The sequence below is a fragment of the Acidiplasma aeolicum genome, assembly GCF_001402945.1.
Classification (GTDB): domain Archaea; phylum Thermoplasmatota; class Thermoplasmata; order Thermoplasmatales; family Thermoplasmataceae; genus Acidiplasma; species Acidiplasma aeolicum.
In genome coordinates this window covers 1-11,566 of record NZ_LKBG01000237.1, presented here as the reverse complement: position 1 = coordinate 11,566, position 11,566 = coordinate 1, and the positions used below count along the sequence as shown (strand labels likewise).

The 11,566-nt window shown below is 34.8% G+C and carries 11 protein-coding genes; 5 read left to right on the top strand and 6 right to left on the bottom strand.

Going from position 1 to position 11,566, the window contains the following annotated elements:
• Positions 1-102: 102 nt before the first annotated feature.
• Complete coding sequence (locus AOG54_RS06175) at positions 103-543, bottom strand: hypothetical protein (protein WP_048101644.1); 441 nt, start codon at positions 541-543, stop codon at positions 103-105.
• A gap of 92 nt (positions 544-635) precedes the next feature.
• Here AOG54_RS06175 and radB point away from each other — a divergent pair, with 92 nt between their 5' ends.
• Together radB and fen are read left to right on the top strand one after the other, a co-directional pair.
• Positions 636-1,343, top strand: coding sequence for a DNA repair and recombination protein RadB (gene radB / locus AOG54_RS06170; protein ID WP_048101645.1), 708 nt, complete (start codon positions 636-638; stop codon positions 1,341-1,343).
• Positions 1,344-1,346: 3 nt separating this feature from the next.
• Positions 1,347-2,366, top strand: coding sequence for a flap endonuclease-1 (gene fen / locus AOG54_RS06165; protein WP_048101646.1), 1,020 nt, complete (start codon positions 1,347-1,349; stop codon positions 2,364-2,366).
• On the opposite strand, the gene AOG54_RS06160 is transcribed toward fen, so the two are convergent.
• Positions 2,363-2,644, bottom strand: a complete 282-nt coding sequence (locus AOG54_RS06160; RefSeq protein WP_048101647.1) for a hypothetical protein — start codon at positions 2,642-2,644, stop codon at positions 2,363-2,365. The two genes, fen and AOG54_RS06160, sit on opposite strands and share 4 nt — an antisense overlap.
• The gene (locus AOG54_RS06155; RefSeq protein WP_054963766.1) at positions 2,645-3,634 is read right to left on the bottom strand and encodes a tyrosine--tRNA ligase; all 990 of its coding nucleotides are present in this window, start codon (positions 3,632-3,634) and stop codon (positions 2,645-2,647) included. It lies immediately after the preceding gene.
• Between the two features lie 98 nt (positions 3,635-3,732).
• On the opposite strand from AOG54_RS06155, the gene smc reads away from it, so the two are divergent.
• Positions 3,733-7,230: a chromosome segregation protein SMC gene (smc, locus tag AOG54_RS06150; RefSeq protein WP_055032539.1), complete on the top strand. Its 3,498-nt coding sequence runs from the start codon at positions 3,733-3,735 to the stop codon at positions 7,228-7,230.
• Positions 7,187-7,942, top strand: a complete 756-nt coding sequence (locus tag AOG54_RS06145; protein WP_048101650.1) for a hypothetical protein — start codon at positions 7,187-7,189, stop codon at positions 7,940-7,942. Before smc ends, AOG54_RS06145 begins: the two co-directional genes overlap by 44 nt.
• Before the next feature lie 16 nt (positions 7,943-7,958).
• On the opposite strand, the gene radA is transcribed toward AOG54_RS06145, so the two are convergent.
• Together radA and AOG54_RS06135 are read right to left on the bottom strand one after the other, a co-directional pair.
• Positions 7,959-8,951, bottom strand: coding sequence for a DNA repair and recombination protein RadA (gene radA, locus AOG54_RS06140; protein WP_048101651.1), 993 nt, complete (start codon positions 8,949-8,951; stop codon positions 7,959-7,961).
• Complete coding sequence (locus tag AOG54_RS06135; protein WP_048101652.1) at positions 8,951-9,967, bottom strand: type II glyceraldehyde-3-phosphate dehydrogenase; 1,017 nt, start codon at positions 9,965-9,967, stop codon at positions 8,951-8,953. Before AOG54_RS06135 ends, radA begins: the two co-directional genes overlap by 1 nt.
• A gap of 84 nt (positions 9,968-10,051) precedes the next feature.
• On the opposite strand from AOG54_RS06135, the gene priS reads away from it, so the two are divergent.
• Positions 10,052-11,188: a DNA primase catalytic subunit PriS gene (gene priS, locus AOG54_RS06130; RefSeq protein WP_048101653.1), complete on the top strand. Its 1,137-nt coding sequence runs from the start codon at positions 10,052-10,054 to the stop codon at positions 11,186-11,188.
• 67 nt (positions 11,189-11,255) lie between these two features.
• Here the strand turns inward: priS and AOG54_RS06125 are convergent.
• Positions 11,256-11,566, bottom strand: a 311-nt coding sequence (locus AOG54_RS06125) for a sulfur oxygenase reductase family protein (RefSeq protein WP_330218518.1), incomplete at its 5' end; no start/stop codon positions are given.

The window sequence follows — 11,566 nt, the reverse complement described above, 5'->3', positions numbered from 1 at the left end:
AATTTTATATAAAAAAAATAATAATTTAGAGATAAATATCAGAAAAATATTAATAAATTATATATAGTGTGTAACACTGTGTTGCATGGTCATGTTAAAACATTAAAAATCAATTTTAACCTTCCATTGTGTTCTTTCCTGCAAAACAGAGGCCTTAACACCAGTGCTATTTATTGCCATTGAAAACTTTTCTGCCGAGGCCTGGGTATTAAAATCAAAATATATGGCATCAAGGCCAAATTCTGGCATTTTTCCCTGAAGTGAGACTATATCCTTAATTTTGGACATTTCTGAAATGAATTTGTCCTTATCAACATAAAATGTCCCCCTTTCTATTTTTGAAAGCCCCGTTTCTATTATTCCATCATATGTTATTTTGGATACTTTTTTATTAACATGCTTGCCTGAACTGTAGTAATACTGGAATAAAAAGAAGGCTGCAACAATGATCAGTGGTATGCCTATTACAAGGACATTTGAAAATATTGAGAATATTCCTACAATTAATAGCGCAACACCAATAACAATATAAACATCTGCCATTTTAATTATAATAAAATATGATTATAAAAAAGTTGTTAATGTCCATAATAACAATCATATATTTTTTTATAGTATTATGGATTTAACAATAAATGGAAAAAATTAAGTTCACAGAGGTACCTGAAAAGATACCATCAGGATATGATTGCATAGATAACTTAATGCAGGGTGGTATAGAACCTGGTATAATAACCGAATTTTATGGAATGGGTGGGGCAGGCAAAACAAATCTATCCATGATATTTTCATACTCAATGGTAAAATCTGGCAGGCAGGTTATTTATATAGATACTGAAGGATTTTCTGTGGAAAGGTTTAAACAGATATGTGGTGATGATTTTAACTACAACGATATTAATATTTACAGGGTTAAATCGCTTGATGACCAGCATCTGGCTGTGATAAAGGCGGAGAAGCTAATAGCAGAAAAAAGGGATTCAAGGAAAAGTATAGGCTTAATGGTTGTTGATTCATTTACAAATTTTTTCAGGATGGAAACGGGTACCGATGCCAATGCAAGAATGGAGGGGTACGAAAGGCAGCTTAATATTCTGTCCGGTATTGCAATTAAATATGAAATTCCTGTGCTTATTACAAATCAGATATATGCAGATGTTGAAAATCATAAAATTGAGCCATTTGGCGGTTATTTTATAGACCATGCCATGAAGGCCATTTATTATATTGAGAAAATGGATAATGGAAACAGAAGAATAACGGTGATAAAGCACAGGTCAATCCAGGAAAATTTATTTAGTGAATTTAAAATAACAAAAAATGGCATATCGTGTCAGGTGTGATTCATGGGGGTAGATATATCCAGTATATTAATAAAGCATGCCACAACATTAAAGGAAAATGCAGGTAAGATGGTTACTGTTGATGCTTATAACATTATATACCAGTTCTTAAGCAGCATAAGGGGTGAGGATGGTGAACCTTTAAAGGATAGCGCGGGAAATATTACATCACATCTTTCAGGTATATTTTATAGAACATCCTCACTGCTGGAAAATAAGATAAAACCGGTTTACTGTTTTGATGGAAAACCATTTTATCTTAAAAATGAGACACTAAAGGAAAGAAGGCTGATAAGGGAAAAAAATATAGAGGAACTTAATGCTGCAATAAAAAATAACGACATGGAAAGGGCAAGGTCCCTTTCATCAAGAATAAATTATATTACAGATGATATAATTAATGAATCCAAAAAGCTTCTTGATTTTATGGGGATACCGTGGATACAGGCGCCTTCCGAGGGTGAGGCACAGGCATCATACACGGCAAGGGCCGGCATTGTTGATTCTGTTATCTCTCAGGATTATGACTGCCTGCTATTTGGTGCCCCGCGTGTATTAAGGAATTTTACAGTGTATGGAAAGCGGAGGATTTCTGGCACTGGTAAATATATTAATGTATCACCGGAAATTATAAACCTTGAGGAGAATCTTGAAAACAATGGAATAACACAGGAACAGTTAATAGATATAGGGATTCTGGTCGGTACCGATTTTAATTCAGGTATACCGGGGATTGGTGCAAAAACCGCATTAAAGCTCATAAAGAAATTTGGAACAATAGAAAATGTTCTAAAGGAAAAAAACAAAAACATAGATCATCTGGATGAAATAAAGGATTTTTTTAAAAACCCACCGGTTGAGAAGAATATTAACCTTAACTTCAAAAGGCCGGATAGAAACAGGATAATTGATTTCCTGTGCGGCCAGCACAATTTCTCTGAATCAAGAATAATAAATGTACTGGATATAATGGACAGAAATTTTACAGACACAAGCCAGTCCAGCCTTGATAAATTTACCTAATTTTTATCCTCCTGGCTGGTTACAAGTATTTCATGGCTTCTTGGAAACTCTATTTCTATAAGTGTTTTTAACATTTTTTTTAATTCCTTTTCATCGCCTATTTCATATGATTCATTTTTAAATCCGTCCTCTATTATTTTGTATAAATTATTATCTTTATATATTGTAACTGACCTGTCCTTTTTTTTGGTTTTTAGGGATATTAGCCTGCCATTATCCATTTTTAGTAAACTGCTGTAAACTGTTTTTTCAACAGCCTTTTTTGGAATCCACGGCATTTAATCACCTTCTATTTTTTCTCTCACAGGACCTATTATATTTATTATGGATTCTGCAGCCGCGTTCTTTAAATCTACTGGATGAATCTTTTGATTTTCATATAAATTAATAAGTTCGTGAAAATCCACTTCCACGGGGCCACCCTTGCTTTCAGGCCTGTTTATTGTTAATCTTTCCTGATAGTACGGGAAAACAACGTATTTTAAAATGTCAATTACAGGATTATTTTCTGTAACACCCACAGGGCAGTATGCGTGTTTTATTTTTCTTTTGATATCCTCGTCAGAATCTGTAATAAAAATGGCCGAATCAGGGTCGCTTTTGGACATTTTTTTGAAGTCATCCATTCTCCCTGATCCCTTAAGGCTTGATATGAGGGGCATATGCACTGAGATTACCTTTTTAACGCCCATTTTCTCCGCAACATCCCTCTGAAGCATGTGGGCATGCCTCTGATCCATGCCTCCTAGGGCAAAGTCAAGGTCCATGTAAATTATATCTGTAACCTGCATTAGTGGATATATGTATTTACTAAAATCCCTGTCGGCATCCTCCTCTGTTCTGCCCATTATGGGAAGCGCCCTCCTTATTCTCAAAAGTGATGAATTTTTTGAAACTTTTAAAAGCTCCTCCCAGTAATCCCTGCTTGAAACGAGGTCACCGGCCCAGATGAATTCAACACGGCTATCAAGGCCTGCAGCGATCATGGTTCTTTTTAAAAGTTCACCACTCTCCCTTATTTTTTCAATATCACCACCGAGCTTATCATTTACCCGGGCATGCCAGTCGGCCAGAAGAACCTTCATTTTAATCCCGGCCCTGACCATATCATTTATTTTATTCGTAAACAGTATGCCTGTGGCTATGTGGGGCAGCCCTGAGGGTTCAACGCCCCAGTATCCCTTGCAGGAATTTTTGAGTGCATCCAGAGCCTCATCCTCGGTAATAATTTCTGATGTATCTCTTTTTAAAAGTTCTATATTTTCCATTTTATGGTTTATATAATATTATTTTATTAACCTTTTTAGGCATGAAGCCTATAATATATAACATAAAATAAATATACCTTCTGACATTGTCATATTATATGATTATTGAATCCATAGAAATGGAAAACTTTAAGTCATACGGAAAAAAGGTAACTGTAAGGCTTAAAGATGGATTCACTGTTATTATAGGCCCTAATGGTTCCGGTAAAAGTAACCTGGGGGATGCAATGCTATTTGTTCTGGGTGCAAAATCAAATAAGGCAATAAGGGTGGATCGCGCTGCTGATTTCATACATAAGTCAGATCCACCATTAAAAAGATGCTCGGTCACACTGACCATTTCAGAGGGGGATAAAAAGTACACACTTTCTAGGGAAATAGTAAACAATGGAAATGAAATAAAATCAAATTATTATCTTAATGGAAAAAGGGCACGTTATTTGGATGTTTTAAAATTAATTGATTCCTTCCATATATACCTCGATTCTTACAGTTTTGTCCTTCAGGGTGATATTAATAATATAATAAAAATGTCCGGCGCCGAGAGAAGAAAATTAATAGAATCAATGGCAGGAATTGAGAGCTATAAAGAAAGAATTGAAAATGCCAAAAACGATATTAATGGCCTCAATGAAAACATAAACATACTGGATGCAAAGATCTCTGAAATTAAACATAATCTTGACAGATTAAATATTGATAGGGAAAATGCCAGAAAATATTCAAATTTAAAAAAGGAAATAGATGATATGAATGCATATTTAAAGCTAAAGGATCTTGAGAATATAGAGGGAGAGATAAATTTATATAAAAATGATGTTAAAAGGCTTGATTCAGAATTAAATAAGCTTAATATAAGGTTAAAAGAGCTTAATGATAATAAGAATAAAACACAGGAAAATATAAGGGAAATAGAGAAAAAGCTTAATGACCTTGGTGGATCAGAGGTTTTAAAACTCAGAAAGGAAATAGAGGAGACAACAAGGGAAATAGCAACAATAAATGCAGGCATTAATACCCATAGAGAAAACATAGACAGCTATGAAATGCAGATAAAGGCCTCCAAAGATTCCATGGAATTTCAGAAAAATGAGCTGCAGAATAAACTCAGGGAGAAAAAGAATTATGAATCATATATAAAAACAGATGAGAATAACATAAATAAAATATCCGCAGAGCTTGAAAAATTTCGTCAGGAGAATTATGCAAATTCCAAAAAATTGAGGGATTTAAATGAAAAACTAAAATCTATTGATGATTCCATAAATTCAATAAATTCTGAAATTGAAGAAAAAAATGCGTTAATAAATGATATTGGTGAAAAAATTTCCGTTAAAAAAAGGGAAATTTCCATAAAGGAGGATAGTTACAGGGATTTACAGCTTAAGGTAAAGGATTTAAAATGGAAAATAGAGGCGTCACAGGATAACATAAATGAATACTCAAAGGAAATAAATCTTATTAACTCACGTTTCATTGATTTAAGGAATAAGGTCTCATCATTATCAAGGAATAAATCAGATAATGATCAAAAGATAAGGGAACTTGAAAAACAGTTAAGGGGGCTTAATTACAGCGGTGGAATGTCTCCTGCAGTTAAGGAGATACATAATATAATGGAGCATGGTACCATACCTGGGATTTATGGTGAATTAAAAAATCTAATAGAATACGATGAAAAATATGGAAATGCAGTCATAGTCTCTGGGGGTGCACGCCTGAGGGCAATAGTTGTTGATGATGACTATGCCGCAGAAAGATGCATTAATATTTTAAAGGAAAAAAAACTTGGAAGGCTTACATTTATACCATTAAATAAAATCATGGCCCCAAAGGATCATGAAAAAAGTGAAAAACTTGTAAGGGATGGCATATCAATTGGGTTTATAAGGGATTTTGTAAGATATGATGAAAAATTTAAAATGGCAGTCATGTACTGCTTTGCCGATACATTACTATTTGATAATATTGAAAATGCAAGGAAGCATATGGGCGGTGTAAGGATTGTTACACTGGATGGGGAAATTTTTGAGGCCTCCGGATCAATAACCGGCGGATACCTGAAAAACGATGAGATTTTATATAACAGAATAACAAAGGAAATAGCCAGCCTTGAAAATGAAAACATAATAATAGATGGCGAATTGAAAAATGCAAACTCCGAGCTTGGAAATGTTTCATCCCAGTTAACAGATTTAACAAGAAAAAGGGATGTTGAAACTGCAAATCTTGAATCAAATAAAAATCTTTTAGGTGAATCGAAAAAATCGCTGCAATCATATAATGATTCCATTGAAACCTTAAAAAGGGAAATAGCAGAACTTACAGATAACCTTAAAAATATTGAGGTTGATCTTAGGGAATTAAGGCTAAAGGCTTATAAAAATAACAGGGAAAAGGAAGAAATTTTTAAACAGCTAAAGGAGATAAATCCTGAAAACATGGAAATAGAAAAACAGATAGAATCTGAATTGAATAGGGCCAATGCAGAATATAAGTCGCACAGCGATACATTAATTACAATAAATAATGATATTAAACATTTTGAGCAGAGAATTACAGAGCTTGATGAAAAAATAGGGAATTACAAAAAATCCCTTGAAGAAAAAAGTAAAGAACTTCAGGATTTAAAAAATGATCTTGATAAAAAAAATAATGCACTGAATGAACTGAGGGCCAGAGAGTATGAAATAGATTCAAAATCTAGGGATTTATACAATAAAAAGGTTGAACTTAATGATGCACTGGACAGAATATTAATTGATATAAGAAATACAGAGGATGGAATTAATAAAAAAAATATACTTATAACATCATTAAACGCAAAAATAGATGGTCTAATTGAGAAGTCTAATGAAATACATAATGAGATTATTGATGCTGATATACCTGATTTTAAGCTTACTGTAAGGGAGATTAGGGAAAAAATTGCCCATAATGAAAATGAAATAATATCACTTGGCCCCATAAATCAGAAGGCAATACAGGAATATGATGATGAGTATTCAAAGTATTCAGAAAATATAGAAAAATATGACACATTAAAAAGGGAACGCGAAAGCCTTATAGACATGCAGAATAAAATTATAGAGGAGGAGAAAAAAACATTTCTTGACCTTTTTGATGGCATTAATAAAAATTTTAAAGAGATTTATTACAGGCTTACTGGTGGTGAGGCCACGCTGGAGATAACCAGCAGGGATGACCCATTAAATTCTGAAATTTACATAAAGGCAATGCCCAAGGGGAAATACATGATAAAAATAGATGCACTGAGTGGTGGTGAGAAGAGTGTTGCTGTTCTTGCCCTTATACTGGCATTTCAGAATGAAAAACCATCACCGGTATATTATCTGGATGAGGTTGATATGTTCCTTGATGGTTATAATGCAGAACAGGTTGGAAAGCTTTTCAGGGAGAATTCTAAAAAGGCACAGGTTATAATGGTATCCCTGAAAAAGGCTGTGTCAAAATTTGCAACAAACATAATAGGTGTAACCACCGATGGGCATGGGAATACAAAAATTGTGGAAAAATATATGGAGGAGGACGATGGAGAAAAGCGAGATTCTCAGGGCGATAATAAGGCAAGGTGAAAATGAGGATATATCAGAATACGAGGAAATATTAAATGAGGCGAATGAAAATTTGGTATATCCAGATATTTTTTCTGAAACCGTATCAAAGGTATTTAAACTGGCCATGGATGGCAAAATAGACCCATGGAAAATCGATATACTGCAGTTTAAGGACCTTTTTTTTAGTGAGCCTGAGCCAAATTTTGAGGTGGCCGGACTTCTTATATCCAGTGCATGGCATATTCTTTATGAAAAAAGCATTGCAATGATAAGAGGGTATAACAGTAATAAAATATCTGATGAGTTAACTGATGATTATCCTGAAATAGAGGATTCCATGGACGATGACGAGGTTTCAGATTTTATTGATCTTAAGGAGCCTGTAATGCATGAGGACAAAAGAAATGTAACGCTAATTGAATTGCTGGATTCAATAAAAAGGGTTTATAAGAAATCCAGGGAAGAAAAAACAATAAAGGACACATCGGTGGATATAAATGAGGACATATTAATGAAATCAAATAAGGAGGATATAGAGGAGGGAATAAACCGCGTCCAGGAGGAAATTAAAAAATATATAAATCCATTTTTCCTTGAGGATTACTGGGGTAAAACTACAGAGGAAAGATCAGAATTTCTCCTTTACATGCTTTTTCTTGAAAAAAGGGGAAGGATTAGCATGGAACAGAATGAACCATTTGGAAACATCATAATAACCAAATTATTTTAAAATATTTTAAATAAATTTATACACCGTCCGATATTCCATCCTCACTTATCATTATAACCGCCTCACCCTCTGGCAGGTATGGTGAGTCTATTAATCTTGCTATTCTTTTTCCAGCCTTGGCCTTTCTAAGATAAATTCTGAATGTTGCAGTATGCCCCACAATGTTACCGCCTATTGGTGTCATTGGATCGCCAAAGAAGACGGCGGGATTTGCCGATACCTGATTTGTCACGGCTATTACGGCATTATATATGGTTCCAAATTTAAGCAGATCATGCATGTGTTTATTTAAAAGCTGCTGCCTCTCTGCCAGAGAACCCCTGCCAACATATTCTGATCTAAAATGCGATGTTAATGAATCCACTATTAAGAGTTTTATTGGAAACTCCTTGGCAACATCAGCAGCCTTTTCTGCAAGAAGTATCTGGTGATGAGCATTATAAGCCCTGGCAACATGTATTCTTTTTAAAGTTTCATCAGGGTCCAGATTTTTGGCCTTTGCCATCTGTATAATCCTCTCAGGCCTGAATGTATTTTCAGTGTCTATAATAAGCACGTCTGATTCAAGGCCGCCCTGTTCCTTTGGAAGTGTGGCATTAACCGCCAGCTGCAGCATTATCTGAGTTTTACCAGACCCAAATTCGCCAAAAAATTCAGTGATGGATTGTGTTTCCAGGCCACCGCCCAGGAGTGTGTCAAGATTTTTGGATCCTGTTGATAATTTTATTACCTCCTGCCTCCTTTTTAGTATCTCCTCCCCTGTTTCAAAATTACCCACATCAGCGTATTTTCTTGCCGCATTAATGATTTTTATTGCGGCGCCTTCAGCTATTCCACTTATATCTGCAAGGTCCTTTGGGGATGCCACGGCTATGGTCATTATATCATCATATCCGCTTTCCCTTAATTTTTCAGCAGTTGCCTCGCCCACGCCTGGAAGATCCTCTATTGTAATCTCCTTTTTGCTTTCCTCAACCTTCTCCTCATTTTCAACATCCTTTTTAGCCATTAAAATATCCCTCCTTTTATCTTAAGCGATGAATCGGTTTTGCGAATTGATTCATCCTTACCTAACAAATTGAACATAGCCCTTATAGCATCCACATTTTCAGGTATAACATCACTTTCCTGATGTACAGCCTGTATGTAATGCAGTTTATTGTTATTAATTTTTATGCTGTCACGCCAGATTGCTATTTCATATAAATCAGACCTGTTCCTTGATAGCTCCCTTGCAAGATCCATTATCTGTGCTGTGGATTTAAGGCCGTCTGAGCTGTTAAGAAGCAAGAGCCTGCCATAATTTTTCCAGATATCAATTATGTCATCCTCTTTAAGATTATCCTCAAGATCGACATCAACAACATGTATATGCATCAGGGTTGTTGGAATCTTTACAGCCGTTGTCAGTATATTAATTCCCTTTATTACTGTCTGAAGATCAGGGGCATGATGTGAAGGATACTGCATTGATGGTTCCATGGCATTTATAGGCCCCTTTTTTGAATCATTTGGATCAGTGGCACGCCTCAGTATAACCGCATTAACATTTTTTATTTTATAACTTGAATGTATTGGGTACAGGGACCTTGCAAGTGCAGTGGTATTACATGATACAACCCTCACATAATTTTTATTTAATGCATCATCAAAACTAGAATAGGCATTAAAGCTTGTTTCAACAGCAGATGCCTTTTCTCCACCCTCAAGTATGGCCTTTATATTGTATTCCCGGTATTTTTTTATATTCCTCTCACCCATGCCTTCGGGGGTTCCATCAACGATTATGTCAGAATCAGAACACAAATCATCCAGTGTTCCCTTAACCCTTATGCCATTCTCCTCAAACTCCGGAATTTTGTCCTCAGAGGGTACATAAACATTAAAATATTTTGATGCCTCCTTTGCAACATAATCCGGGGAATTTTTAACTATGCCGGTAACAAACATATCATCCTGGGCTGAAACAGCATGGGCGACACGCCTTCCAATAGTACCATATCCATTGATTCCTACACCAATCATATTGCATAATTATGTTACATATGGTTATAAATTTATTTATTTAGGCTATGCAAAATATTATAAGAAAAAAAATAATTGGTTTGGGTGGAAAAATTAGAACTCAGGGATTATTTTAGAGATTATTATGTGAAAAATCCTATAAAACCTCCGGATCTTCTATTCCAGAGGGAAATAGGGTATATTCCATTTAATGGAAGCATGGTAAGGCACAGAATGTATAACAACAACATTGAAATAGAAAGATTTGTGAAAAAAATCGTGCCCAGGCATCTTTATTATTCATCGGCATATTACAGGCATCCGGAAATTACAAGAATGCAGGAAAAGGAGTGGTTAGGCGCAGAACTGATTTTTGATCTTGATGCAGATCATATAGAGGGTGCAAATAAGATGACGTATGCACAGATACTGGATGAGGTAAAAAAGCATACATTAAGACTTATAAATGTTCTCATGGACGATTTTGGTTTTACCGAGGATAACATTCATTTATACTTTTCCGGCGGCAGGGGGTATCATGTACATATAGAGAGTGATGCCGTATACCAGCTGGATTCTGATGCCAGAAGGGAAATAGGTGATTATATAAGAATAGAGGGTATTAATATTGATGACCTTAAAAACCTTGACGATGATTTTTTTAACTACGGTATACTTAAAAAATTAAATAACTACATTTCAGAATTTTATGAAAACATTGATGAGAATATTATAAAATCAATACTTGGCAGAAATTACAATAACTATATAAATTATCTCCAAAAGTATTTTAACGGAAAAAAAATTATTGATTTTTTTACCGATAAATCCGGAAATAAATTTAAGATCATGGATTCATTTGATGCGAAAAACAAAATTACATATAACAGGGATATATTTAAATACATCATTGAAAACTTTAAAAAGGGTAACCTTGCTGAAATAGATGAGCCTGTTACAACAGATATACACAGGCTTATCAGATTTCCATTAAGCCTTCATGGAAAAACTGGATTAATGGTAAAACCCTTAAAAATAGATTATTTAAGAGATTTTAATCCCTTAAATGAGGCCATACCTGATGTATTTAAGGAGAAGGAAAAAATAATTAATATAAAAATAAATAAATTTGAAATTGCCATGAACAATGAGCATTTTATATTAGGCAATGGTGAGCATAAGGTACCATTGTATGTTGCAGTATTTACAAATGCCATAGGTGTATCTGATTTTGTCACATAATTTATTCTTTTTATAAATTTTAAATAAAAATAGGCATTAAAATTAAAAAATTATTTAAAAATAAAATTTATGGAGAGTTAAGGTACTCTCTCCATGTGGTTCCTTCCATCATTGGGTTTAATAGTCTTATGTATGGACCCCTTATTAATGTATCCAGTACCTTGTCGTGCAGTTCCCTTGCGGGATGTGCGAATAATACCCTGCCTATTCCGAACATTGCATCCTCTGGTGAGGACCATTCCATGTGCACCCTGTATTCAGGTGGTGTTGGTACTGCCTCCTCTGGCTTGAATGCACCTTCCTGATCCTTTGGAACCTCGCCATTTGATTCAAGTGTTTCATGTATTCCCTTTGCCTTGAGCTGGAATGAACCTACTG